The organism is Vibrio sp. 1978 (assembly GCF_033344345.1).
Window position 1 is genome coordinate 349770 of the sequence record NZ_JAWPOP010000001.1, and the last position, 23589, is coordinate 373358.

Sequence of the window (23589 nt, forward strand, 5' to 3'; positions counted from 1 at the left end):
ATGACTCAAATTAAGAGTCAGATACAAAGAGAAATTATAGTCCATTCGCGAAGTCGTAATCAGGACCCTGCCATAGAGGACTTTACAGGAAAACTAACAGGGGATGCTGTGCAAAAATGAGCGGGTGTACTTGGAATAGATCATCCTCATAGACTCAAAACTTCCTCTACACGTCAGCACAAAAATAACCACCATTTTAACCTTGTTTCGGTCGTCACCATGTTGTTGGATTTTTCTTCAACAAATTCAGTTAAAACTAACTCTTCAAACCAGTCAGATACTCTGTCTTGGTGGTAGCTGATCATACAAAAAATTAACAAATTAAATTTTTATACATTTTTATTGCATAAAAAGTCCAGTTGAGTAATATAAATACCAAGTGACAATTAATGCGGTATGTCAGCATGACTATTCAGGTAAGCGGAATCAATAAATCCTACGGTGAGACACAAGTGCTTCACGATGTCAGCTTTAAGTGTGAAAGCGGGGAAACACTGGTGTTACTTGGTCCAAGTGGCGCAGGTAAGAGCTCTCTACTGCGTGTTCTTAACCTTCTTGAAGGGGCGGATAACGGCAAGCTAAACATCGCAAATGATGTTTTTGATTTCTCTACTGAAATCAAAGAGAAACAAGGTTTAGCACTTCGTCGTAAAGTAGGCATGGTGTTCCAGCAGTACAACTTATGGCCGCACATGACAGTGATGGAGAACCTGATTGAGGCTCCGGTAAAAGTATCTGGCATGGATAAAGAAGAAGCGAAGAACCAAGCAATGCAAATTCTCGCAACGCTGCATTTGGCAGACAAAGCGGATGCATGGCCGATGCAGCTTTCTGGTGGTCAGCAACAACGTGTGGCGATTGCTCGTGCATTGATGATGAAACCGGAAGTCTTGCTTTTTGATGAACCGACCGCAGCGCTTGATCCGGAAATTACTAACCAAGTCGTTAAGATTATTAAAGATTTAAGCGAAACTGGCATCACCCAAGTCGTAGTAACGCATGAGGTCGATTTTGCTAAGAAAATCGCTAGCCACGTACTGTATCTAGAAAAAGGACACATCGTCGAGCACGGCACAAATGATTCGTTTTCTAATCCGCAAACCGCCCAGTTTGCTGACTACCTAAATCACTAAATTACGTTTTTAAAGTTCAGTCTATTTAACAGATAAGATCGGCTGTCATTGCGAGTGTCAGCCCACTAAGTACACACGGAGTATTGCAATGAAAAAGATTCTACTAGCTTCACTAATCGGCCTTTCTTCTGCAACTATGGCAGCAAACGCAGCAGCACAAGAAGAGATCAAATTCGCGATGGAAGCGACGTACGCACCATTCGAATACATGGATGAAAACAACCAAATCCAAGGTTTTGACGTGGATCTGGCGAACGCACTATGTAAAGAAATGGAAGCCAAATGTACCTTCCACAACCAATCTTTTGACAGCCTGATCCCTGCATTAAAATTCAAGCGTTACGATGCGGCTATCTCTGCAATGGATATTACTGACGCGCGTTTGGAGCAAGTGAACTTTTCTGACCCTTACTACGACAACTCAGCAGCGTTTGTTTCTATCAAAGAAAAAGTGGCTGTTCAAAAAGCACTAGAAGGTAAGCGTGTTGGTGTTCAAAACGGTTCAACACACCAAAGCTACCTGATTGAACAAATGCCGGGCGTAACAGCGGTTCCTTACTCAAGTTACCAAGACGCATTCATCGATATGAAGAATGGCCGTATTGATTCTGTATTCGGTGACACAGCTGTCGTAGCAGAATGGTTCAAGAAAGAAGATAACCTAGCGTACGTGGGCGAGCACGTTACTAACCCTAAATACTTCGGTAACGGTTTCGGTATCGCAGTAAACAAAGGTAACGACGAGCTAGTGAACAAGCTGAACACGGCACTGAAAACAGTGAAAGCGAACGGCGAATACGACGTAATCTACAACAAGTACTTCGGTAAGTAATATGGCACTAACGGGTTACTCTTTATCGCTTGTTCAAGCTAGTTGGATGACTGTCCAGCTAGCCTTCACAAGCCTTTTAGTCGGTTTGATTCTGGCAGTGGTATTCGCCAGTGGTGAAATGTCTCGCCGCGTTTTCGTTAAATGGCCAATGACGGCGTTTGTGACGATTGTACGTGGCTTGCCAGAAATCCTTGTCGTGTTGTTCATCTATTTTGGTTCGACGCAGGTTCTGTTTTTAATCACCGGCGACTTTATTGAAGTTAGCCCGTTCTTGTCTGGCGTGGTGGCGTTGTCATTGATCTTCGCTTCCTACGCTTCTCAAACTCTACGTGGCGCATTAAAAGCCGTTGGAAGAGGGCAGAGAGAAGCAGCAAGTGCACTCGGCATCAGTCAAGCACACGCTTTCGTTCGCATTGTTTTACCACAAGCAGTAAGACATGCACTACCAGGTTTAACTAACCAATGGTTGGTTCTGCTGAAAGACACCGCGCTTGTATCACTGATTGGCGTAACGGATTTGTTGAAGCAAGCGCAGCTAACATCTGCAGCGACGCATGAAGCGTTTACATGGTACGCAACCGCTGCGGCGATTTACTTAGGCATTACTTTGATTACGCAACGTGCCGTAAAACTGATTGATAAGAAATTCTCAATTCAAGGTATGAGCATGGGACAGGAGGCGACCGCATGAACGAACAACACGTTTGGCAAATGCTGGATGGCTTAGGCACTAGCCTCCAATTGACCGCTGCTTCCTTGGTTGTGGGCTGCCTCTTAGCTTTGATGATGACGCTGACTCTGATCCTACGTACTCCGGGTTTGCATTGGTTAAGTCGTGGCATCATCACCTTGTTTACTGGTACGCCTTTATTGGTGCAGATCTTCTTGGTGTACTACGGTCCGGGTCAGTTTGATGCTGTAAGAGAAAGTGTATTTTGGACATGGTTAAGCCAACCTTGGTTCTGTGCGATGTTAGCACTAGCACTAAATACCGCTGCATACAGCACTCAGTTGTTCAAAGGAGCGTTTAACGCGATTCCTTCCGGTCAATGGCAAGCGTGTCGTGCATTAGGCATGAACAAAACCGCAACACTGAAAGTGCTTCTGCCATACGCTATTCGCCGTGCTGTTCCGGCTTACTCGAACGAAGTGATTTTGGTCTTCAAAGGCACGTCACTAGCAAGCACGATTACGATCATGGATCTGATGGGTTACGCGCAGCGCATTAACGCACAAACCTACGATACGTTGACGGTATTTGGTATTGCAGGCGCATTTTATTTAACGGTAAATGGTGTGCTAACTCTCATTTTCCGTCAGGTAGAGAAGAAAGCATTGGCGTTCGAAGCCGCATAATCCTTCAATCAACACTCATCATTTAGTTCCACAGTGCCTCTGCGAATGGCTCTCTTGCAGGGGCATTTTTTATATTCGTCATGGCAAATTCCTCAAGTTCTCCCAAACTTAATTCAACGCAATTGTATTGGTGGCACCATGGAAAGAAGACACTTTTTAGCGCTGTGGACATTGTTGTTCGCACCCTCATTAAAAGCGAAAACACCAATGCGGCCAACGCCAGCACAAACTGAAGGGCCATTTTATCCAGTAGTGGACATTCCTCTTCGTCAAAACTTGATTCTGCAATCAGAAGGTTTGGTCGGTGAAGCTATCGTGTTGCAAGGTAAAGTCGTAGATACATCGGGAAACCCTGTCTCAGGCATCAAAGTAGAAATCTGGCAATGCGATGGGCAGGGGATTTACGATCATCCTAAGCAACCAAATAACGATAAGTTTGATGCGCACTTTGCTGGCTTTGGTGCAGTTTTAACTCAATCGGATGGTCACTACTTGTTTCAGACCTTGTACCCTGTACCTTATGCTTCTCGCCCACCGCACATTCACGTTAAGTTGTTGCGAGATAATCAAGAACTTCTGACCACTCAGTTGTACTTGAAAGGCAATACTGGCGATGAATGGTGGGGAGGCAAAGCCCGTGATTATCTGCAGTTTGAAACTATACGAATCGACGGGCGGTTAACGGGCCAATTTAACTTTGTGATTGGCTAGCTAATCCGGTTAAGCCATTAATTCAACCAATTGCGCCAAGCATTCTTTATCCAGTGTCGGATGAGGCTCGACGCCCGTGACCAAAACGATATCCACGGAAGGTAGCGATGGCATATCGTCTAAGATCTTAAGATCCTCGCTAACGCTAATACTGCCCATCGCACCGATAGCCATGCCTGAACGTACAATTGCTCGTTGTGCAGAAGCCGTATTGCAACATGCCAGTAGTTGATAAGGAGTGCCACGTTTGGTTAATCCGTCTACTGCTGCCGCATGGTATTTACAGTCGGTTTGGAATAGGGCGAGAGGGAGAGGTTGGGCGTTCTCAATGTCAAAATCAGGATGAGCAATCCACACGCCTTTGTCGCTTGCTAGCCAGTAACCTTCCTCACTGTCCGGTGCTCTTGTCACAATAGCGGCGTCTAGCTTTCCTTCATCAAGTTTTTCTCTCAAGGTGATGCTCGGCTCACTAAAGACCTGAATCGAACATGTGGGCTCAGATTGCTGTAATACGCGGATGACTTTAGGCAAGATATTGTCGTTGTAGTCTTCTGGGCAACCTAAGCGAAGAGGACGCTTATTTTCATAACGTTTCACTTGTTTCAGTGCTTGATTGTGCAAGCTAACCAATTGCTCTGCGTGAGAGCGTAGTGCTAATCCCGCTTCACTTAAGACAAGATTGCGACCTTCTTTTTCAAACAAACTGACGCTGAGTTCGTCTTCTAGCTTACGCATTTGCGCACTGAACGCGGATTGGGTGCGATTGATCTGCTTGGCTGCACGAGTGAAACTTCCCGTTTCGACAAAAGCCAGAAAGCTGCGTAACGCATCGATATCCATATCTAAAACTCATCCATCGTTTTTGTTGAAGTGTTCCATCAAAACTATCCGTTAGTCCCCTTAAATACAATCAGATATTGTGAATGGGTACTCAAAACACGAACCGCATGGAGGCGTCATGAAACTGTTTATTGCTAACCAAAACTACTCAAGCTGGTCACTGCGCGCATGGCTGATCTTTTCTCAATTCAAACTGGATGTGAAAGTCACCAAGCTCAAATTATTCACGGAAGATTTTTATAAGACCTTGGAAGATGTTACACCAACGGCGAAAGTACCTACCTTGGTGGATGGTGACGCAACCGTGTGGGATTCATTAGCGATTTTGGAATATGTTAACGAGCAATACTTACAAGGCCAAGCATGGCCAAGCAACTCTGCAGAACGAGCTAAAGCCCGCGCCATTGCCTCAGAAATGCATTCGGGGTTCTTTGATTTAAGAAACGAGCTCCCAATGAACATCCGTGCGCGCAGAAAAGTCGATTTAACGGAGGGTGCGCGTAAGGATATTGCGCGTATTGATGCCATTTGGGCTGAGCAAGCCAAGCTGTATCCCAACGGCTGGTTATTTGGAGAATGGTCGATTGCAGATGCTATGTATGCACCTGTGGCATTGCGTTTCCAAACTTATGGCATCGAGTTATCGGAGGGTGCCAAAGCTTACCAACAGAAGGTGCTAGCAAGTGAATCTTTACAGCAATGGCTGGAAGAGGCGAGCCAAGAAACAGATATCGTAGAAGAGGACGAGGCAGGGGAAGAAGTATAAGCGCATCTTGCGATCGCCTGTAGCAAGGGAAAGCATGACAAAGCACGCTTTCCTCTTCTAGGATGGTTGTCGTTTCCGGCGCGTTTAAGCTAGGTGTTCAACAATCGCTCTGCCTACGCCGTGTGCGCTCGTTGGGTTTTGACCTGTGATGACACGATCATCCACAATTACAAACTCTTGCCAAGGTTGCACTTTAGAGTAGCGCGCTGCGCTGCGTGCAAGAGATTCTTCCAATAGGAATGGGATATCGTTGATGGTGCCGAAGTCGATCTCTTCTTCGCGAGTGAAACCTGTCACTGATTTAGACGCAAGTAGCTTCTCGCCATTGCTAAGCGTGATAGGAAGAAGAGCGCCCGGACCATGACAAACTGCTGCCACAATACCGCCATCTTCATAGTGTTTTGCGGAAATCTTGGCAAAATCTTCGTTGCTCGCTAGGTCTGAAAGAAGACCAAAGCCACCCGGATAGAAGATCGCATCATAGTTGTCACCGTTGATTTGTGATACTGGAATCGTGTTGTTGATGCGGTTCTGGAAATCATCATCCGCCAAAATTTTCTCGTTGGCTGCGTCGCCTTCGATGTCGGTTCCGTACAGTGGTGCTTGTCCACCTTTGATAGAGGCAATGTCGTAATCGAAGCCTGCACCTAGTAGCTCGCTAAGGGCATGAGTGAGCTCTGGCGCGTAAGTTCCGTTTGCTTGGTCAGTTTCACCAAGAGTCGCATGGTTCGTCACAATGATGAGTACTTTCTTCATGATGGTTTCCTTTTTGGCTTACGTGTATTTGTTGAACACCTTCATACTAATTGCTAAACAAATAAGTGATAATACGATTAATTGGCAAAACATTATTGCTATATAGCAAAGGTAAGTATGGACAGTTTTGAAGGCATCAATGAGTTTGTTACGGTTGCTGAGAGCTTAGGGTTTTCTGCAGCGGCAAAACAGTTAGGTTGCAGTACCAGTCATGTCAGTCGCCAAGTCACAAGATTAGAAGAGCGATTAGGTGTCGCTTTGTTAGCCCGTTCGACAAGAATGGTGAGTCTAACGGAAGCGGGGCAAGCGTATTATCAGCAGTGTAAAGAGTTGGTGATTGGGCTTCAGCAAGCCAATGAACAGCTCACCACGCAGCAAACTCAGTTGAGTGGTACGTTACGCGTGAGTGCCGCTGGTGCGTTTTCTGAGAACCATGTAGCGCCTGCCTTGATGGCGTTTGCCAAGCAACATCCTAATCTCACGGTTGAAATTAACTTCAACACCAGCATGGTCAACTTTATTGAAGATGGTTTCGATTTTGCCATTCGTTACGGCAGGTTGAGTGATTCAGGCTTGGTTGCGAGAAAGCTGGTGGATCGTCCCATGGCAGCGGCAGCCAGTCAGCGTTATCTCGATGAACATGGTTTACCAACGCACCCAGAGCAACTCAAGCGTCATAGCTGCATTATTGCCAATAAGGACGTTTGGTTGTTTGAAAAAGACGGCAAGCCTTTAGATGGCGTAAAAGTGCAGGGCAGATGGAAGAGCAATAACGCACACACGGTCTTGCAAGCCTGTGCAGAAGGATTAGGTGTGGCGTACTTACCGAAGAGTAGTTTCAACGATGCTATTTCGTCTGGTCGTTTGGTGCCAATACTAGAGCCGTATTGGGGAAGCGGCAACAGCAGCTGGATTGTTTATCAGAATCGTCACTTTCTACCACTACGAGCGCGATTGGCTATCGACTTCTTGCTTGATCATTTTGTCGATTGGCAGGAGTAATGAGGCTCTGCCAATCGGTTTGTTTATCCATTTGTTAGATCGTCAACATACTAACGTATCTACATGTTTTGATAGCTTGGTCCGCCGCCACCTTCTGGTGCTTTCCACGTGATGTTTTGCGAAGGATCTTTGATGTCACAGGTTTTGCAATGCACGCAGTTGGCGGCATTTATCTGAAACTTCAACTTACTCTCAACTTCCACCACTTCGTAAACCCCTGCAGGGCAATAGCGCTGGCTCGGCTCGTCATACATACCTAAATTCACATCAATTGGAATGTGAGGGTAAGTCAGAACAAGGTGACAAGGTTGATTCTCTTCGTGCTGTGTTCCCGACAAAAATACCGACGAAGGCTTATCAAAACTGATTTCACCATCTGGTTTTGGGTATGCAATTGGGTGGCACTCTTGTTTAGGTTTTAACTGCTCATGATCGTGCGAATAGTCCTTGATAGACCAAGGTAACGGCTTCTTAACCAGTGGTTGCCACAGGTTGTGTTCAAAAGTCGAAAGAGCACCGCCAAGTATGCTGCCAAACTTATGAATGTTCGCGCCAAAGTTACGCGTTTCGGCGAGTTCGTCATACAACCATGATGATTCAAACAACGACTGGTAGTCTGGCTCAGAAGCTCCAGTTTGTCGGGCCGTATGTACCGCTTCTGCTGCAATGATTCCGGACTTCATTGCTGTGTGGCTGCCTTTAATTTTTGCGACGTTCAAAGTCCCCGCATCACAACCAATCAATAAACCGCCAGGGAATTGCTGTCTCGGCAGAGAGGAAAGCCCACCTTTCGCAATGGCTCTTGCGCCGTAAGCGATGCGCTGAGCACCTTTCAAATGTGGTTCAATAGCAGGATGGTGCTTAAAGCGTTGAAATTCGTCAAACGGACTCAAGTAAGGATTGCTGTAATTCAAGTCGACAATAAGCCCGACGGCGATTTGGTTGTTCTCCATGTGATAGAGAAAACCGCCGCCTGTGGTATTTGTTTCACTCAAGGGCCAGCCAGCGGAGTGGATAACACTGCCAGATACATCCTTACTGTCAGTGGGTAACTCCCATATCTCTTTTAGGCCAAGCGCGTAGTGCTGTGGTTGCTTTCCTGCGTCTAGGTCGAACCTTTGAATAAGTTCTTTACCCAGATGTCCGCGACAACCTTCAGCAAAAAGGGTGTATTTTGCCCTTAGCTCGATACCTGGTTCAAAGTTAGGTTTGGCCTGGCCGTTCTTATCTAGTCCCATATCGCTCGTGTTAATGCCTGTCACGGCGCCAGTCTGATCATAATTGATGCTTGCAGCGGCAAAGCCCGGAAAAACTTCCACCCCAAGATTTTCTGCTTGGTTAGCGAGCCAACGGCAAAGGTTGGCAAGGCTAATTACGTAATTATTCTCGCCATTTATCATTGGACGCGGTGTAAGGAAGTGGGGAACGCGAATATGGTTTTGTTCAGTAGTAAGATAAAGGAAATCATCTCGTTGAACTGAGGCTGCTAGCGGGGCGTCCATTTCTTTCCAATTGGGGAAAAGCTCATCTAAGGCACTAGTTTCAAAAACAGCGCCAGATAAAATATGTGCGCCCACTTCTGAGCCTTTTTCTACAACGCAAATTGAAAGTGCGTCACCTTCACTGTCTTGGTTGAGTTGAGCTAGCCGACAAGCGGCGCTTAAGCCTGCAGGTCCGGCCCCCACGATCACGACATCAAACTCCATGCATTCTCGTTCCATCTTTATGCTTCCTTTCTATTATCGTCATCTGCGTGACAGGTTTTGGTTTCTATACAGAAAACTATAGCTCAGTTGACGTTAACGTGAAGCGGACTAAGCTCAAGTAATGGATCTGACGTGTTATATGAGGCATGACCATGGAAGACCGACCATTAGCAACACTTGTGCTCGCAGAGCATGACAACCAATCGTTGGCTGTAGGGACGCTGTGTGCAATTAAAGCGGCATTTGAGATTAAGGATGATGATAAATCGCTTCCTGTTTCTGTGTTGCTTATTGGATATCAGTGCCAATCAGTTTTGGATGAGTTGAATTGTGTTCAGGGTGTTGCAGAAATTATCTGGGTTGATGCGAAGGGATATGAACATGGATTAGCGGAAAATATCGCACCTTTGATCTCACAAGTAGCCAAAAACTACTCACATATTCTTTCTCCTGCCAGTACATTTGGTAAGAATGTGATGCCTCGTGTGGCGGCGTTGCTTAATGTTGGTCAACTTTCTGACGTGATGACAATCGAGTCTATCGATACGGTGATTCGTCCAATTTATGCTGGAAATGCATTGGCGAGAGTCACGTCGAATGATCCCTATAAAGTGATGACCATAAGAAGTACGGCTTTTGATGCCGCAGAGCTATCTGACACGCCAGTTGTCCCTAAGCTTACTCAAGTCGACACGGTGATTATCAATAAACTTAGTGAGTTTGTTTCGCAACAAACGCCAGAAAGTGAGCGACCAGAATTGCCAGCGGCTAGAGTAGTGGTGTCGGGGGGGCGTGCATTCGGGAGTAAAGAGAAGTTTGTTTTAGTAGAACAATTGGCGGACAAGCTAGGTGGAGCGGTAGGGGCGTCACGAGCGGCGGTCGATGCGGGCTATGTGTCTAATGACCATCAAGTCGGGCAAACCGGCAAAATTGTTGCACCGGAGTTATACATTGCCGTCGGAATTTCTGGAGCGATCCAGCATTTGGCGGGAATGAAAGATTCCAAGGTGATTGTTGCAATTAATAGCGATCCTGATGCGCCTATTTTTGACATTGCAGATTATGGATTGGTCGGCGATTTGTTTGTGGTAATGCCTGAGCTGTTAGAGAAGCTGTAGATATAGTCTTGTTCCCTAAAACAAAAGGCTTCCAAATTGGAAGCCTTTATCATTTGATTTTAATAAGTTACTTTTCGCTCGGACGTTGCAGGTGCTCTGCAAGTACTTTCGTAAACCTTGCAGCTTCACCACCAGTACAAGCGCGATGATCAAACGTTACGGATAGCGGCATTGCTTTCACCGAAATTGCTTGACCATTTCTTATCACAACTCGGTCGAGTATTCGGCCCGCGCCGACAATAGCGACTTGTGGCGGTGTGACGACAGGTGTTGCGTAAATACCGGCAATCGCGCCGAAGTTGGAAAGCGTAATCGTCGCGTGCTGCAATTGCTCACGACCGATTTTTCTCTCTCTGATCCCTTCAACGGTTTGATCGAGCCAACGACGAATATCTTGTGGCTCATATTCATCTGCGTGGCGCAAAACTGGTACGTACAATCCATGACGGCTATCTACTGCAATTCCTACATTGACCGTTGTGTGTACGCAGCGTGTCATGGTTTCGGCATCAAACCAAGCGTTTAAAGCAGGCTCTTCTTGACACGCATGAACAATAGCTTGAACAAGGCGGATACTGATATCTTCGTTTGGCAGCCAATCTTCCAACAACGCTTCTTCCGTAATGGTTACGGCTGCAACATGTTCATGCGATTCGGTCATAGACGACACCATGGTACGTCGAGCGCCTTTCAAAACTTCGGTGCCTGGACGCTGTTTTCCGGCTTCGTCGTAAATATCGGCATCAACGATAAGTCCGTTCGGGCCACTACCTGACACGAGGTTAAGATCTACCCCAAGTTTTTGTGCCAACAAGCGAGCCGAAGGCAGGGCGGTAACGAGGTTGCTTTCTGTCGTGTTGTGGTTGCCACCAATCCAGAAATCATCAACGTTAACATGATGCGCTTGGTGAGAAACGCTACCGACGACGGTTGCGGCGTCAGCAGTGGCTTTTTTCTCTGCCATTACTTCTCTCCCGGCACCTGTTTCATCAATCTCTAGCAGTAATGCACCAATATTGACGATTTCACCTTCCTCACCATGACGGCTGACCACACGGCCCGAATAGGGGGCAGGGACGTCTACCGTCGCTTTTGCTGTCTCTACGGTTAAGATCACTTGATCTAATTTAACCATGTCTCCGACATTAACGTGCCATTTGACAATTTCTGACTCAGCGAGACCTTCACCGAGATCGGGTAAATTAAACGTCTTCATTTCCAATCCTCCACGAGTTCGCGCGCCGCGGTCACAATGTCTTCTTCCTGAACCATGAAATAATCTTCGTTACGGTAATAAGGCATAATGGTGTCCATTCCAGTTACTCGTTTAGGTGGGGCTTTAAGTAAGCACATGGCATGTTCAGCGGTTCGAGCTAATAGCTCAGAGCCCACACCACAAGTTTTACTCGCTTCATGAACAACGAGTAAACGTCCAGTTTTTTCTAGTGAGCTGAAAATCGTCGCGGTATCAATTGGCTTAATACTCGCCAAATCAATCACCTCGACTTCAATTCCCTGACTAGACAAGGTTTGCGCGGCCTGAAGTGACTCTACGACGCATGCGCCCCAAGTAACGAGCGTGATATCTCGCCCCTTACGCAAGGTGAAGCAGGTGTCGAGTGGGAGTGCTTCGCCGTTATCAACGACTTCAGATTTAACGGTGCGATATATGCGCTTCGGTTCGAAGAACATGACGGGATCATTGCTTCTAATTGCAGCGAGAAGTAAGCCGTATGCGCGTTGTGGAGAAGAAGGAATCACCACTTTAAATCCAGCAGTGTGAGCAAATAGCGCTTCCACGCTTTCTGAGTGGTGTTCCGGAGCGTGGATACCGCCGCCAAATGGCGCACGAAAAACCGCGGGACAAGTGAGCCGACCGCGAGTTCTGTTACGCATTCGAGCCGCGTGGCACATTAAGTGCTCCATCGCAGGAAAAACGAAACCTTGAAACTGAAATTCGGCGACAGGTCGTAATCCTTGCGTTGCCATACCGACCGCAACCCCGCCGATTAAGGCTTCAGCGAGTGGCGTATCGATGACTCGTTTAAGACCAAACTCTTGCTTGAGTCCAACAGTGGCACGAAATACACCACCATTATCGCCCACGTCTTCACCTAGTACGACAACATTGGGGTCTTGTTGCATTTCGTGGTGCAGGGCAAGGTTTACTGCTTCAACCAACGTTAGCTCAGCCATGTCTGCCTCCCTGCATTCTCATTGCCTTGTTGATGAGTTCATCTCTTTGTGCATGAAGCTCTTGAGGTAGCGATTCATACAAGTAATCGAAACCGGTTTCTGGTGCTTGTGGCGGTAAGCTCAGATAGCGTTCAACAGCTAACTCTACTTGCTCTTTACAGTAATCTAGCCATTGCTGTTCTTGTTCGTCGCTCCAAGCGCCTTGATTAAGGAGATACGTTTTAAGGCGTGCGATAGGTTCGTATTGCCATGCAGTTTGAACATCATCTTCTTTACGATAACGAGTCGCATCATCGGCCGTAGTGTGGTCACTCAGTCGGTAACTCACCGCTTCGATGAGTGTTGCGCCTTTCCCTTTTCTTGCTCTCTCAAGGGCGGTTTTAGTTGCATCATAAACGGCGACGACATCGTTACCATCGACAGTAATACCCGGTATACCTGCACCTTGCGCTTTTTCTGATAAGAAATCGGCGGCACATTGGAGACTACGCGGCACTGAAATTGCCCACTGGTTATTGTTTACGACGAAAACAAGTGGAATATTCCAAGTACCTGCGCAGTTTATTGACTCAAGAAAGTCCCCTTTGGATGTACCACCATCGCCGCACATGACTAGCGCAGCTTCATGGTTACCTTGAATTTTTAGCGCGGAAGCCACCCCGACAGCATGCGTACATTGCGTCGCTATGGGTACACAGTAGGGAAGGTCTCGGCTAGGAACCGGACTGCCCTCAGGAGCAAAATCACTCCCGCGCTCATCGCCACCCCAGTATTGAAGGTTCTTTTCCATGCCAATGCCACGACACCACATCGCAGGCATATCGCGGTAGTAAGGGACAAACACATCATCGGCTTTAAGTGCTCTGCCGACCGCAATGCCTATGGCTTCCGCGCCTAAGTGTGAGGGATAGGTCCCTAGCTTACCGGTGCGTTGCAAGGCAACTGCTTTGTTGTCGTAAGTGCGAGTTAATACCATATCTCGGTAAAACCCGACCAATGTTTCAGTGTCAGCCCAGTTGGGTAGTTGGCCGACTAGGTCCCCACGATGGTCGATAAACCGATGCATGGGTAATGCCTGAACGTTCATCTCAAGCTCCTTTTGACGCTGCGGATCTTTTGGACTGCAGCTGTTCATACAAAACCAGAGTTTGTATGGGTACTCAAACTCTGATATCAGCGCAAAGGCCATACCTAAGGTTGCGTGTGCTTTCGATAGCGGTAGGCATCTGTTCGTCCCTTAAACTATTTGTCGATAACATCGCTGCGACCATTTCACCGCAAGATACAGAGAAAGGCTTTTCTGTATCTAACCCTCTAACTAAATCGTGGTATAGCCAGATACAATAAGTGTAAACAAATTGTTAAATTATGCTTCATTTTGACTTTCGCTCAGTAGTAAAGTTTTGCTTACACCCTGATTTTGCAGAGTAATATGCTGCTATTTTGTTGGTGGTATTTTTAAACTCGAATTTAATTACTGGTTAATGAAACATATTTGCAACAAAATTTGGCTGTAAAATTTGACAAAGTGAGTCATTATTAATGAATCAACTCAAACAGTTGCTATATGATGAATTGCAAATTTTTGTTGTGCTCGAAGCCTCGACCTTATGAGAATGCATAACTTCTTCCCAACTGAGTGGAATCAAGGTAGGGTGACGGCATTACAAATGTATACCCTCGGCAGTCCTTGAGCTTATCCAAAGTAGGTGGTGCTCAAGCGGAAGTGATTATGGAGAAGTTATGTACCACGCTCATGTTTATTTTCCCCTAAGAGAACAAGATAAAGCGCAAGCCTTGAACGAGATCATCCGTCAAGAGCGTCAAGATGTGCTGCGTGTGTTTCCATTAGTTGGAAGGTTAGTTGGCCCACACAAAATGCCGATGTTTGAAATTCACCTAGAATCATTGAGTGAAGAGTTCTTGGCGTGGCTTGATACGATTCGAGGCGATTTTTCTGTGCTCATTCACCCAGTAAGCGAAGAAGAGTTGCTCGATCACACAGAACGCGCGATTTGGTTGGGCAGAGAGATTGGTGTATTTGAAGAAAAATTAGAGAAATAGTTGCTCCTCTTGCCCATGCATGGCCGCTTTGAATCCTTCTCTTCTCATTGCGGTCACAGCTTCTGCTTAACGCCTCATCTTCATTGATGGGTGCGGAATCCCTCTCTTACGCTTTGCTGTAGTTATTTTTGTGCTAAACCTAAAAGTAGGCTTTCGAACTTCACGCACAAAGCGTGAAAATGTTGCTGTTTAGCATGCCATTAAATGAATTTTGGTGGTAATAAAATAATAAGTCTTTGATAAATCAAATAGGTATAGCAGGGAAGTGCAGTTTACGACCCCAACGCCATTGGCAGTGGCGCCGATAATTTATGAGGGGGAAGGGTATGTTTTCAATACTCTTGGTTATACTTGCACTCTATATATTTTGGCTGTTGTTTCGCAACGGGCCTGCGTTTGCCGGGCGTACCGCTCAAAAAAAACGTGACTGGGTTGGGCCTACCGCCAACAAAGAAGAATGGCGAGGATTTTGTAGGGATGTATTTCAGCCGTTCAGTTCTCAAACGACTTTCTACGCTATTGCTTATTTTGCCAATTACGTAGCAGCAGCGAACGCAATATCTTGGTCAACGATATACGAAGGCGATTATCCGGTCATCATAAGCCGATTTGGTAGCTACTTCATTTTAAGTACGCATGATGCACTGGTCGTAGCTGGGTTTATTGCGCTTGCTTTCTTTATCATTAATTGGCAACTTGCCATGCGCTGCTCTGGTATTCTTAGCCAGTATCTAGTGCGGATTCTTATTATTAATCAAAAGCGCTTTGTCGCGATTAGCTTGGTGTTTTGCAGCTACTTTTCGTACCTACTGACGCTTGGTATATTCTGGCTGTTCCATGATGGGTATTCAATCTGGCATGGATTAATGCTTAGCCCTGTGTTCCTGCTGTTAGCTTTACTGGTAGCGGTTGTTGTGCCATCTGCAAAAAGAGAAAGTAGTGTACCTTAGATAGATTTTCCACGTTAAATTACACTTGATTTTGGGATAGTAATTCTTATGCCATTAAGTTAGCATTGCCAGCTTTTTAACGCTCAAAAGGCCACTAATCAGTGGGACAGTGGGAGAAACAATGTTTATCGGCTTTGACTATGGTACTGCAAACTGTTCAGTGGCTAAAATGGAATCGGGTGATCCAGTACTGCTTAATCTGGAAGGAAACAGCCCTTTTATTCCTTCCACCCTTGCTGCACCGACTCGTGAATCGGTATCCGAGCATTTATTTCGCCATCGAGATATTAAACCATTAGATCAAGTTGGTGAGCAGGTTTTACGCCGGGCAATCAATTTAAACCGAGAAGAAAGTATTGACTTAGAATCCGACGACATCGCGTTTGGTCAGGCTGCACTTAATCTCTATTTGGAAGATCCTCGCGATATCTATTATGTGAAATCGCCGAAGTCTTTTCTTGGTGCATCTGGCTTGCGTGATGTGCAATTGGCTTTCTTCGAAGACCTTGTCTGCGCGATGATGGACAATATTAAGTCTCAAGCCGAAAACGATGCGCAGCAAAGTATTACCGATGCTGTGATCGGCAGACCAATTAACTTTCATGGGCGTGGCGGTGAAACGGCTAACATTCAGGCTGAACGCATTTTGTTGCGGGCAGCGAAACGTGCGGGCTTCCAAAATGTGGAGTTTCAGTTTGAGCCTGTCGCGGCGGGCCTAGAGTATGAAGCGACACTCAGCGAAGATAAAATCATTCTAGTAGTCGATATTGGCGGTGGTACAACGGACTGTTCGTTGATCCAAATGGGACCGTCTTGGCGCGGCAAAGCAGATAGGACCGCAAGCTTGTTAGCTCACAGTGGCCAGCGTGTCGGCGGGAATGATCTTGATATCGCGCTAGCATTTAAGCAGCTCATGTTCCCTTTTGGCATGGGAAGTAAAATGGAGTCAGGTATTGTGATGCCGACTACCCAATTCTGGAACCCGATAGCAATCAATAATGTAGAAGCGCAGAGTGACTTCTATTCGCGAGAGAACCTATCAGCGTTAAAGTTGCTTCAAAAGCAGGCTCAAGAGCCAGAAAAACTTGCTCGTTTGCTAGAGGTGTATCATGAGTCTTTAGGCTACAACATTGTTCGCCGTGCCGAAGAGGCAAAAGTGGCACTTTCAGAACAAGCTTCTTACCGAACTGGCATCAACTTACTATCAGAAACGATTGAAGTTGATGTACAACGTGACGAAATGATCGAAGCGATCCAGTCGCCAAAGAATAAAATGACGGCGTTGGTGACAGAAGCGGTAGAGCAAGCTGGAGTTAACCCCGATGCTATCTTTATGACTGGAGGTTCGGCACGCTCGCCAATCTTGCGCGATGCGGTTCAAACCGTACTGCCAAGTATTCCGGTTGTCAGTGGAAACTATTTTGGCTCAGTAACTGCGGGCTTAGCTCGTTGGGCTGAGGTTTGTTTCAAGTAGAAAGAAAACTAATTGCGCTATGGGCATTGTTACCAAATTTATGACTTTGCTTAGGCTTATCAAATGATGGTTGGAAGATTTCGCTGAGAGATTGAGTTTCATGCGAGTAGGAAACCTATTTGGGATTCTTAAATCTTTTAACGTCATTCTGAACAGTGAGGAACGAGCGTGATTTAGAATCTCTTGCCCGAGCACGCTGTTATGATATATGACCCCGTTTCGCCAAGCGTTATTTATCACCATTGTTCTGAAGATCGAGTTAGGACCTATTGGATAATGATTTTGACTAAGCTGAGATAAAAATGCCCGCTAAATCAGCGGGCACTTTTGTTTGCGTCATTAATGATGCATGTGTTTTTCCATGTGGCCTTGTTTCTCAACCGCCATTTCTACTTCCACTTTACCCGCGTTTTTGAATGTTAACGTCATAGGGAAGCGGTCGCCTTCTTTGAGCGCTTGTGTTGGATTGAAAATCATTAAATGGAAGCTGCCTGGTTTAAACAACACAGACTCATTGGCTGGAACGCGCACTTCGTCAATCTTAATCATTTTCATCACACCATCTTCTTTCTTATGCGTGTGAATTTCGACATGTCCTGCGATTGGGCTTTCTGCTGCGATCAATGTATCTTCACTGTCACCGTGGTTGGTTAATTGAAAAAAACCACCGATAACAGGTGCGTTTGGTGGCGCTTCGCGGCTCCATGGATGGTCGATATGAATTTTTCCTGCTTCATAATCGTGCGCTAAACTCAGTGGGCTAGCGATGACAGCAATAAGCGCGATAGCGGCGGTTTTTAATGATTTAAGCATGTGTTTTTCCTTTTGAATGAATAGCTTCTCTGAATGGACAACAAACAGAGTCATCGTTATTTTTGGATAAAGTTGTTAATGATTAGATGCCTGTTAGGCAGGAAAAACACTCGGCGGAGAGTGCTTAGGCGCGATGTGTTTGTAAACGAGCTTATCGCATTTTGAAAAGTGATAAGTCGTCAGTGCATACTTTACTCGGCGCAGCCAATGGATCGTTGTCAGGTAAAGCCCAATCGCAACTAAAAGAAAGAATTGAACAGCTTGAAGAAGCGGGCATTCAAACTGGAAGCCGTCGTGTAAGTTAAGATCTTGGATGAGCTTAGAAGAAGATTGAGCGTTAGCCTCAATCAACGTATTGATATCCACCCATTTGAAACCATCTGCGGTACACAGTAAAACCTTTTCACTTTGGACTTTGTTGAGCCAAGTTGTGCTGTGAACTTGTGTAGGGTTAAGAGCGGCTGTGGATGCTAAATACAACTGAAACAACACCGCGATAATAACCGCAATAGCGTGCAAGCGATGGTGTTTGTGCTGTATTAGAGTGTTTTCCATACAATTGAGTGCTTATCTTCTTCGGCGCGGGATACTAACAAATTAACCAAACAATGTAATTATCAGTTTACTAAAAGGTGATGCAAGTGTGCATTATTTGTTTTATTGCCTATTTTTAACGCTTTAATGTCTTGATTCGGCTGACATTCACAACCTCCAATTCAACTTGTCAGTCTTGCTTAGTCGCTTCTGAAGATACCGAATTAATCTCTCTTATATGTCACTGAAGCTTCGGTTAGTGGGTGTCGTGGTGGTGTTTTTACGTGCTAGATTTGGCTGATATCGATTCAAAATGCACACCGAATCTTCACTTGTTTTCCATTAACGGAATTATGACAGTAATTTAATAAAGGATACGGTATTCTGCGCTCCTTTGTACATGCCAGAAACGTCCGTCCTACTTAGTCGGAGGGGCGATTAATCTTAAGAAATTTCTCAAATGAAATACGAACAACAGATTGGATATCGATACCCTAAAGGTCGATTTGCCATGGTGAGTGTATATGCATTCACCGGTGCTGCGATTTTAGCATCGACTATTTTTTCTCTATTGCTATTTTTGTCTATCGACGAAAACCCGATGATGCAAACCTTATTTGGTGGTTTAGCGATCATTTTTGAAGCGGGTAAATTTTACGCTTGGTATGAATACGGTGAGCGCCGAGCCCATCGCAACTACACAGGAGCAGCAACCGCTCTCGTGTTTTATTTAGTTTTAGCTGCGATTTCCATTGGCGGTAGTATTGGTGGGATTAATAGTGCAACCAATAGTGCACAAAGTCATATTTCGGTAGAGCAGGCGAAAGTGGAAGCGTTTAATCGTCAGATTGCGGCAATCGATAAGCAGATTGAGCTCAACAATATGGCAGCGCAGAAATACATCGAGATGGAGCGTATCGCGACTGGTGTAACTCGCATTCAGGATCAAAACAAAACCTTACGTGAAGAGCAGCAACGCTTGGCTATGGAGCGTGATAGTTTACCGCCGGTTACGCAAGGCTCAGTGATTGGTTTGATTGATAGCCTAGCCAACGCATTTGGTACCACCTCTCAGCAAGCTCAGCTTGGCTTGGTTGTATTTCTTTCGATTCTTTTGGACTTCTTTGCTGCATTTTTTGTTGGCTTGATTGGTGAAGAGCAACGGTTCCGATATTTCTATCGCAGAAATGAGGGCATGATATTGAAAACAGTTCGCGATATAGACCCAGCGCCTGCGGGTTATCTTCCTCATATAAAAGAGGAAGAAGAGCAAGAAATACCAGCTGCGCCGGAGCCAGAAGAACCAAAGGAACCGAAAACCTTGTTAGAGCAAGTTAGCGATGCACTTAAAACGCATCAAATTACGTGCACCAAAAAAGCCGTTGCTAAACAGTTTAGGCTGTCTGCGGAAGAGGTAGACAAGGTATTTGAAGAATTGACAGAGCTCGGTTTAGTGGGGAAAAAAGCCAACCACCATTATCATTGGATAGGTGAAGCAGAGACCGCATAATTGGTTATCTATTAGAGTTCGGAAAGAGCGTCAATCGGCGCTCTTTTTTTGGGAGGGGGGAGTTTCGCTATTAAAGTTAACTACAAGAAAGCGTATCAATCTTTATTGAGCTTTTTGGTTACGTCTTTCATCGTTTTCTTCTCTTTTTCCGGTGTCATTGCATCAACAGCTTTACCCGCCATCCCTTCATCTGGCAATTTGTCTTTTCCTGCATCAACTGCGGTATCTTTCAGTGCCTCTTTAGGCGTACAGCGACCCCCAACACCAACCACGGCTTTTGTCGCAGCGGCTTTAGCTGCCTTTTCTGCATCGCAGTCAGGATCCATAACGCTAGCTAAGCTCGTGGCTGAACCAAAAAACAAGATTAACAAAATGAGGTTGCGTTTTTTCATAGTCGTCACCAATGTTGTGAAACATAGGTAAAGTGTAACGGAGAGAAAAGGCTTTGACTGAGAATTTGTTGGTTTGAGCTTGGGAAGCAAAGTAAGGTGAAAAGAAAAAGTGCCACCGAAGTGACACTTTTTCTTAAGCGTAGAAGGGATTAGTTGTCGTAAACGTCTAACTCCACTTCACGGGCAATATTTTGGTCGTTAATGATCACACCTTCGACTTCGACACGAGCACCATTTAGGTTAAGTTCTTCAATGCCTTGGAAGCGTGTTTGCGCATCAATCACAACGGTGGTGTTACTTAGTACTTGATCAGCATCATTCTCACAATGCTCGATTTTAAATGCTCTTGAATCAGCATCGTAGTTTGATACATAGCCTTCACATTCAAACTCTTTACCTCGCCATTGGTTGTCATTGTCAAACTCCGACCGCTCAAATTCGATGACGGTAGCGGTGCGTTTGCCATTTTTCATCACAGAGGTCACTTCTACTTCTTGACCTTGTTCTAGATTAGCTTTGCTACCATCCTCAAAGCGTGTTGCGTTATCAATGAAGAAGGCTCCTCGGTAGTTTAGAGAGAACTCACTATAATCCTTGGCAACCCAAGTCACGATACCTTCCACATCGCTGTCATTTTTTAGATCGTCGTAGTCTTCAACTTCTACCTCATTTGCCATGAAGATGCCGTTTTGCATTTCACCTTCTACTTCTACCCATTGGCCGATGCTAAGTTGGCTAATGTTGTCGTAAGATACGGTTATATTTGTACCAAGCTCAAACGTGCCAGCATTTTCATCGGTACTAGTAATGTGACCTTCCAGTTCGTAGTAGCTTCCAAGGGCTGGGTAATCGTTATCTACGTCGATTTCGACCACAGACAACACTCGATAGCCCGCATCCGCAGTCGGTAAGGATGACACCATCACCCAGTCGTTGATCTCTATATCATCACTTAAACCGTCAAACTGCAGCTCTATGCCGTTTACCGTGAATTTTTTCTTCACATGATCAATCGCTGTCACACGTCCAGTAATGGTTGGTTCAAGTGTGACTCGGACGCCATTGCCCGAAGCTTGCCGAATATCTGAACCCACGCGAACCACCATTTTGGGTTTTACATCGGCCAATTGCACTTGTGTGTCGTCATAAACCACCTCAGACACACGATACGTATGTCCATTGACGGTTAACGTGCTTTCTTCAGCGTTGACCGCTTCAACAGAGCCAATCGCTACACTTGGTTTCACTGCTGGTTGAGTTTGTGTGCTATCGCTATTGGTGCCACCACCTGAACCACCACAACCAGACAATGCCAAACCTACTACAGAAATAAGAGCGAGTTTTTTCATTGTATTAGCCTCAATTTACGAGCGAGTTTAGGAAATTGCCTGTATCTTATTGGGCATATCGTGAAGAGATCGTGAAGAAATTTGATTTTATGAAAATTTTAATTGTAGATGACAACCATAACGTCTCGGAGACGATTGCAGACTATCTTGAGCTCGAAGGCATGATTATCGATTGTGCGTTTCATGGAGAGGCTGCGATTAAGTTAATCGAGGAAAATCATTACGATGTAATCATCATGGATATCATGATGCCGAAGCTCGATGGCATCAGTACGGTACAGAAGCTTCGACAAGATAAGTTATGTGGAACGCCAATTCTCTTCCTAACGGCAAAAGATACGCTAGATGACAAAATCGCGGCTTTTAAAGCGGGGGGAGATGATTATTTAATGAAGCCATTTGCGATGGAAGAGCTCAGTTTGCGTGTTCATGCTTTGGCTAATCGTGGTCCAAGACAAGATATCGGAACGCTCAAATTTGCAGATATTTGTTTAGATGCACGTACAGGAAAAGTAACGAGAAAAGACAAAGAAATTAAGCTGAGTCGAATTCAAGCTAAAATTTTAAAATTGCTCCTCCAACGTGCGCCAGCAGCGGTCTCGCGCGCAGAAGTGATCGATAGTGTGTGGGGAGACGAACCACCTGGAAGTGATGCACTTCGTAGCCATATTTACGGTTTAAGAACCGCGTTAGACAAAGGTTTTGAAGAATCACGATTAGAGACTATTCATGGACAAGGTTACCGACTTAAAGCATAACGAATATCCAAGCATTTATCGCAAGATCCGTTGGGGTTTTGGGGTCATGACGTTTGTGATGTTTACTCTTTTTTGGTCGCTGATTTATGTGGCAGAAAACAAACTGGAAGTGCTGAGTTTACATCACTGGCTAGATACTGAAGCTGCGCTTTATAGTGAGAATTTCGAGAAACAGGGCTGGGATGCGCCATTGCCAAACGTATTGGAATTCAACTCATATTGGAGTGAAGCACCGACACCGGATTGGTTGCTCTCTTTTACTTCACCTGGTTTTTACGAATACCTGCTTGGTGAAGAAGACAAACACTTTGTTGTATTGAACCATCCCTCAGGGAAGGGGCTTATGTACATTGTATTTCAAGATGACTCAGATGATTACTTGGACGAATACGAAAGCTCGCTGCATCAGTTTACGCTGCTGCTCGGTGGTTTGTTTTCATTTGTCATGGTTGGGTATGGCATTTACATGGTTCGAATATTGTCTCGGCCATTAGCGCAAATTGAAGACAAAATTAGCCAAATGTCACCGGATCAACCCGCTTTCCAAGTTGAAACTAAGTTCAGCGAAACACGCCAGATAGAGCAGACTTTGCTGGATAATAAGAACGATATCGCGGGCTATTTCAAACGAGAACAAGAATTTAGTCGTTTTGCATCACATGAGTTGAGAACGCCAATTATGGTGATAAAAGGCTCAACAGACATTCTGACGCGTATTCCTGATCAACCTCGAATTGCGCAAAAAGCCATCACGAGGATGCAGTCAGCTTGTGACGAGATGCGTGTACTGACAGAAGCGTTTCTCTTACTTGGTAAAGAGAAAATAGAGCCTCAGCATTACGGAGAGCATCAGCTTCTCACTTGTTTACAAAAACAGTTGGAAGAGCTAGCGCCTTTATTTGCCAAGCAAGATTCGAATTACGCTTTGCACGAACAACATAGTGGTGTAGTGAAGGCACCAGAGAGTTTTGTGGCCATTGTTATCAACAATCTGATTAAAAACGCCTTTAGCTATAGTGTGGGAGATATTGAAATTGAGTTGAAAGGTCATGCGCTTAAGATCCTAAATCGTCACGATGGCAACGAGACGTACAACGCTGGTTATGGTTGTGGGCTTGTTATCGTACAACGAATATGTGAACGGATGGGATGGGCGTTAGTACTGGACGATGATGGTGTTCGATTTAGTGCAAAAGTGGAGTTCTGCTCTTAGCTTTGCGCGTATTGATTCAAGTGAGAATTAACGCTCTGGATTTTTCTTGTCATACGCATCTAACCCGCAGTCAAACAAGAAAAAACTGGAATTTGAATTAGACTGAAGTTAGTGAA

25 protein-coding genes are annotated in these 23589 nt (G+C 45.4%); 15 read left to right on the forward strand and 10 right to left on the reverse strand.

Features of this window, described 5'->3' with window-relative positions:
- Nucleotides 1-404: 404 nt before the first annotated feature.
- The 5 genes from artP to R8N49_RS01535 all read left to right on the forward strand — a co-directional run bounded on the left by artP (nucleotide 405) and on the right by R8N49_RS01535 (nucleotide 4032).
- Nucleotides 405-1133 (forward strand): arginine ABC transporter ATP-binding protein ArtP, encoded by a 729-nt coding sequence (gene artP, locus R8N49_RS01515; RefSeq protein WP_104970792.1) that lies wholly within the window; start codon nucleotides 405-407, stop codon nucleotides 1131-1133.
- Nucleotides 1134-1221: 88 nt separating this feature from the next.
- Entirely contained in the window at nucleotides 1222-1965 is a 744-nt protein-coding gene (locus R8N49_RS01520; protein WP_132936385.1) for an arginine ABC transporter substrate-binding protein, read from the forward strand.
- Between the two features lies 1 nt (nucleotide 1966).
- On the forward strand, nucleotides 1967-2656 hold the full coding sequence (gene artQ / locus R8N49_RS01525) for an arginine ABC transporter permease ArtQ (protein ID WP_005388570.1): 690 nt from the start codon (nucleotides 1967-1969) through the stop codon (nucleotides 2654-2656).
- Nucleotides 2653-3321: an arginine ABC transporter permease ArtM gene (artM, locus tag R8N49_RS01530; RefSeq protein ID WP_033906962.1), complete on the forward strand. Its 669-nt coding sequence runs from the start codon at nucleotides 2653-2655 to the stop codon at nucleotides 3319-3321. Before artQ ends, artM begins: the two co-directional genes overlap by 4 nt.
- Nucleotides 3322-3459: 138 nt before the next feature.
- Nucleotides 3460-4032, forward strand: coding sequence for a protocatechuate 3,4-dioxygenase (locus R8N49_RS01535; RefSeq protein WP_132936386.1), 573 nt, complete (start codon nucleotides 3460-3462; stop codon nucleotides 4030-4032).
- Nucleotides 4033-4041: 9 nt separating this feature from the next.
- On the opposite strand, the gene R8N49_RS01540 is transcribed toward R8N49_RS01535, so the two are convergent.
- Entirely contained in the window at nucleotides 4042-4872 is an 831-nt protein-coding gene (locus R8N49_RS01540) for a LysR family transcriptional regulator (RefSeq protein ID WP_132936387.1), read from the reverse strand.
- A 118-nt stretch (nucleotides 4873-4990) separates the two neighbouring features.
- Here R8N49_RS01540 and R8N49_RS01545 point away from each other — a divergent pair, with 118 nt between their 5' ends.
- Entirely contained in the window at nucleotides 4991-5638 is a 648-nt protein-coding gene (locus R8N49_RS01545; protein WP_213961485.1) for a glutathione S-transferase family protein, read from the forward strand.
- An 84-nt stretch (nucleotides 5639-5722) separates the two neighbouring features.
- On the opposite strand, the gene R8N49_RS01550 is transcribed toward R8N49_RS01545, so the two are convergent.
- Nucleotides 5723-6394 carry a type 1 glutamine amidotransferase domain-containing protein gene (locus R8N49_RS01550; RefSeq protein WP_025767679.1) on the reverse strand — a complete coding sequence of 224 codons (672 nt, stop codon included), beginning with the start codon at nucleotides 6392-6394 and terminating at the stop codon, nucleotides 5723-5725.
- A 117-nt stretch (nucleotides 6395-6511) separates the two neighbouring features.
- Here R8N49_RS01550 and R8N49_RS01555 point away from each other — a divergent pair, with 117 nt between their 5' ends.
- Nucleotides 6512-7396 (forward strand): LysR family transcriptional regulator, encoded by an 885-nt coding sequence (locus tag R8N49_RS01555; RefSeq protein ID WP_042521059.1) that lies wholly within the window; start codon nucleotides 6512-6514, stop codon nucleotides 7394-7396.
- Between the two features lie 59 nt (nucleotides 7397-7455).
- Here R8N49_RS01555 and R8N49_RS01560 read toward each other — a convergent pair whose 3' ends face one another.
- Complete coding sequence (locus R8N49_RS01560) at nucleotides 7456-9117, reverse strand: electron transfer flavoprotein-ubiquinone oxidoreductase (RefSeq protein ID WP_258490102.1); 1662 nt, start codon at nucleotides 9115-9117, stop codon at nucleotides 7456-7458.
- Nucleotides 9118-9254: 137 nt separating this feature from the next.
- Between R8N49_RS01560 and R8N49_RS01565 the strand changes: the two genes are divergently transcribed.
- Nucleotides 9255-10220, forward strand: coding sequence for an electron transfer flavoprotein subunit alpha/FixB family protein (locus tag R8N49_RS01565; RefSeq protein WP_005375829.1), 966 nt, complete (start codon nucleotides 9255-9257; stop codon nucleotides 10218-10220).
- Between the two features lie 67 nt (nucleotides 10221-10287).
- On the opposite strand, the gene R8N49_RS01570 is transcribed toward R8N49_RS01565, so the two are convergent.
- Genes R8N49_RS01570 through pdhA form a run of 3 tightly spaced genes read right to left on the reverse strand, consistent with a single transcriptional unit; the run spans nucleotide 10288 to nucleotide 13503 of the window.
- Entirely contained in the window at nucleotides 10288-11436 is a 1149-nt protein-coding gene (locus tag R8N49_RS01570) for a dihydrolipoamide acetyltransferase family protein (protein ID WP_085568971.1), read from the reverse strand.
- Nucleotides 11433-12416, reverse strand: coding sequence for an alpha-ketoacid dehydrogenase subunit beta (locus R8N49_RS01575; protein WP_017634235.1), 984 nt, complete (start codon nucleotides 12414-12416; stop codon nucleotides 11433-11435). Before R8N49_RS01575 ends, R8N49_RS01570 begins: the two co-directional genes overlap by 4 nt.
- Entirely contained in the window at nucleotides 12409-13503 is a 1095-nt protein-coding gene (pdhA, locus tag R8N49_RS01580; RefSeq protein ID WP_025998586.1) for a pyruvate dehydrogenase (acetyl-transferring) E1 component subunit alpha, read from the reverse strand. The genes R8N49_RS01575 and pdhA overlap by 8 nt, the downstream gene beginning before the upstream one ends.
- A gap of 65 nt (nucleotides 13504-13568) precedes the next feature.
- Here pdhA and R8N49_RS01585 point away from each other — a divergent pair, with 65 nt between their 5' ends.
- The 4 genes from R8N49_RS01585 to yegD all read left to right on the forward strand — a co-directional run bounded on the left by R8N49_RS01585 (nucleotide 13569) and on the right by yegD (nucleotide 16904).
- Nucleotides 13569-13763 (forward strand): hypothetical protein, encoded by a 195-nt coding sequence (locus R8N49_RS01585; protein WP_127891143.1) that lies wholly within the window; start codon nucleotides 13569-13571, stop codon nucleotides 13761-13763.
- A gap of 396 nt (nucleotides 13764-14159) precedes the next feature.
- Nucleotides 14160-14480 carry a DOPA 4,5-dioxygenase family protein gene (locus R8N49_RS01590; protein ID WP_005375836.1) on the forward strand — a complete coding sequence of 107 codons (321 nt, stop codon included), beginning with the start codon at nucleotides 14160-14162 and terminating at the stop codon, nucleotides 14478-14480.
- Nucleotides 14481-14806: 326 nt separating this feature from the next.
- Nucleotides 14807-15430, forward strand: a complete 624-nt coding sequence (locus tag R8N49_RS01595; RefSeq protein ID WP_086047331.1) for a hypothetical protein — start codon at nucleotides 14807-14809, stop codon at nucleotides 15428-15430.
- Nucleotides 15431-15551: 121 nt separating this feature from the next.
- The gene (gene yegD, locus R8N49_RS01600) at nucleotides 15552-16904 is read left to right on the forward strand and encodes a molecular chaperone (RefSeq protein WP_025767684.1); all 1353 of its coding nucleotides are present in this window, start codon (nucleotides 15552-15554) and stop codon (nucleotides 16902-16904) included.
- A gap of 339 nt (nucleotides 16905-17243) precedes the next feature.
- Here yegD and R8N49_RS01605 read toward each other — a convergent pair whose 3' ends face one another.
- Together R8N49_RS01605 and R8N49_RS01610 are read right to left on the reverse strand one after the other, a co-directional pair.
- The gene (locus R8N49_RS01605) at nucleotides 17244-17717 is read right to left on the reverse strand and encodes a copper chaperone PCu(A)C (protein ID WP_186585240.1); all 474 of its coding nucleotides are present in this window, start codon (nucleotides 17715-17717) and stop codon (nucleotides 17244-17246) included.
- Between the two features lie 93 nt (nucleotides 17718-17810).
- Nucleotides 17811-18272: a hypothetical protein gene (locus tag R8N49_RS01610; RefSeq protein WP_005388493.1), complete on the reverse strand. Its 462-nt coding sequence runs from the start codon at nucleotides 18270-18272 to the stop codon at nucleotides 17811-17813.
- A gap of 439 nt (nucleotides 18273-18711) precedes the next feature.
- Between R8N49_RS01610 and R8N49_RS01615 the strand changes: the two genes are divergently transcribed.
- Nucleotides 18712-19761 (forward strand): Preprotein translocase subunit SecY, encoded by a 1050-nt coding sequence (locus tag R8N49_RS01615; RefSeq protein WP_171345427.1) that lies wholly within the window; start codon nucleotides 18712-18714, stop codon nucleotides 19759-19761.
- A gap of 95 nt (nucleotides 19762-19856) precedes the next feature.
- Here R8N49_RS01615 and R8N49_RS01620 read toward each other — a convergent pair whose 3' ends face one another.
- Together R8N49_RS01620 and R8N49_RS01625 are read right to left on the reverse strand one after the other, a co-directional pair.
- Nucleotides 19857-20153 (reverse strand): hypothetical protein, encoded by a 297-nt coding sequence (locus R8N49_RS01620; protein ID WP_053307751.1) that lies wholly within the window; start codon nucleotides 20151-20153, stop codon nucleotides 19857-19859.
- Between the two features lie 149 nt (nucleotides 20154-20302).
- A complete protein-coding gene (locus R8N49_RS01625; RefSeq protein WP_186585242.1) occupies nucleotides 20303-21502 on the reverse strand; it encodes a DUF5666 domain-containing protein in 1200 nt (399 codons plus the stop codon).
- 89 nt (nucleotides 21503-21591) lie between these two features.
- Between R8N49_RS01625 and R8N49_RS01630 the strand changes: the two genes are divergently transcribed.
- Both R8N49_RS01630 and R8N49_RS01635 read left to right on the forward strand, forming a co-directional pair.
- Nucleotides 21592-22260, forward strand: coding sequence for a response regulator transcription factor (locus R8N49_RS01630; protein ID WP_186585244.1), 669 nt, complete (start codon nucleotides 21592-21594; stop codon nucleotides 22258-22260).
- Nucleotides 22232-23473, forward strand: a complete 1242-nt coding sequence (locus tag R8N49_RS01635) for a sensor histidine kinase (RefSeq protein ID WP_186585245.1) — start codon at nucleotides 22232-22234, stop codon at nucleotides 23471-23473. The genes R8N49_RS01630 and R8N49_RS01635 overlap by 29 nt, the downstream gene beginning before the upstream one ends.
- Nucleotides 23474-23589 lie beyond the last annotated feature (116 nt).

Bases quoted from the DNA above. Each gene is read 5' to 3' on its own strand.
- artP (WP_104970792.1), top strand. From the start codon at position 405: ATGACTATTCAGGTAAGCGGAATCAATAAATCCTACGGTGAGACACAA.
- R8N49_RS01520 (WP_132936385.1), top strand. From the start codon at position 1,222: ATGAAAAAGATTCTACTAGCTTCACTAATCGGCCTTTCTTCTGCAACT.
- artQ (WP_005388570.1), top strand. From the start codon at position 1,967: ATGGCACTAACGGGTTACTCTTTATCGCTTGTTCAAGCTAGTTGGATG.
- artM (WP_033906962.1), top strand. From the start codon at position 2,653: ATGAACGAACAACACGTTTGGCAAATGCTGGATGGCTTAGGCACTAGC.
- R8N49_RS01535 (WP_132936386.1), top strand. From the start codon at position 3,460: ATGGAAAGAAGACACTTTTTAGCGCTGTGGACATTGTTGTTCGCACCC.
- R8N49_RS01540 (WP_132936387.1), bottom strand. From the start codon at position 4,872: ATGGATATCGATGCGTTACGCAGCTTTCTGGCTTTTGTCGAAACGGGA.
- R8N49_RS01545 (WP_213961485.1), top strand. From the start codon at position 4,991: ATGAAACTGTTTATTGCTAACCAAAACTACTCAAGCTGGTCACTGCGC.
- R8N49_RS01550 (WP_025767679.1), bottom strand. From the start codon at position 6,394: ATGAAGAAAGTACTCATCATTGTGACGAACCATGCGACTCTTGGTGAA.
- R8N49_RS01555 (WP_042521059.1), top strand. From the start codon at position 6,512: ATGGACAGTTTTGAAGGCATCAATGAGTTTGTTACGGTTGCTGAGAGC.
- R8N49_RS01560 (WP_258490102.1), bottom strand. From the start codon at position 9,117: ATGGAACGAGAATGCATGGAGTTTGATGTCGTGATCGTGGGGGCCGGA.
- R8N49_RS01565 (WP_005375829.1), top strand. From the start codon at position 9,255: ATGGAAGACCGACCATTAGCAACACTTGTGCTCGCAGAGCATGACAAC.
- R8N49_RS01570 (WP_085568971.1), bottom strand. From the start codon at position 11,436: ATGAAGACGTTTAATTTACCCGATCTCGGTGAAGGTCTCGCTGAGTCA.
- R8N49_RS01575 (WP_017634235.1), bottom strand. From the start codon at position 12,416: ATGGCTGAGCTAACGTTGGTTGAAGCAGTAAACCTTGCCCTGCACCAC.
- pdhA (WP_025998586.1), bottom strand. From the start codon at position 13,503: ATGAACGTTCAGGCATTACCCATGCATCGGTTTATCGACCATCGTGGG.
- R8N49_RS01585 (WP_127891143.1), top strand. From the start codon at position 13,569: ATGGGTACTCAAACTCTGATATCAGCGCAAAGGCCATACCTAAGGTTG.
- R8N49_RS01590 (WP_005375836.1), top strand. From the start codon at position 14,160: ATGTACCACGCTCATGTTTATTTTCCCCTAAGAGAACAAGATAAAGCG.
- R8N49_RS01595 (WP_086047331.1), top strand. From the start codon at position 14,807: ATGTTTTCAATACTCTTGGTTATACTTGCACTCTATATATTTTGGCTG.
- yegD (WP_025767684.1), top strand. From the start codon at position 15,552: ATGTTTATCGGCTTTGACTATGGTACTGCAAACTGTTCAGTGGCTAAA.
- R8N49_RS01605 (WP_186585240.1), bottom strand. From the start codon at position 17,717: ATGCTTAAATCATTAAAAACCGCCGCTATCGCGCTTATTGCTGTCATC.
- R8N49_RS01610 (WP_005388493.1), bottom strand. From the start codon at position 18,272: ATGGAAAACACTCTAATACAGCACAAACACCATCGCTTGCACGCTATT.
- R8N49_RS01615 (WP_171345427.1), top strand. From the start codon at position 18,712: ATGAAATACGAACAACAGATTGGATATCGATACCCTAAAGGTCGATTT.
- R8N49_RS01620 (WP_053307751.1), bottom strand. From the start codon at position 20,153: ATGAAAAAACGCAACCTCATTTTGTTAATCTTGTTTTTTGGTTCAGCC.
- R8N49_RS01625 (WP_186585242.1), bottom strand. From the start codon at position 21,502: ATGAAAAAACTCGCTCTTATTTCTGTAGTAGGTTTGGCATTGTCTGGT.
- R8N49_RS01630 (WP_186585244.1), top strand. From the start codon at position 21,592: ATGAAAATTTTAATTGTAGATGACAACCATAACGTCTCGGAGACGATT.
- R8N49_RS01635 (WP_186585245.1), top strand. From the start codon at position 22,232: ATGGACAAGGTTACCGACTTAAAGCATAACGAATATCCAAGCATTTAT.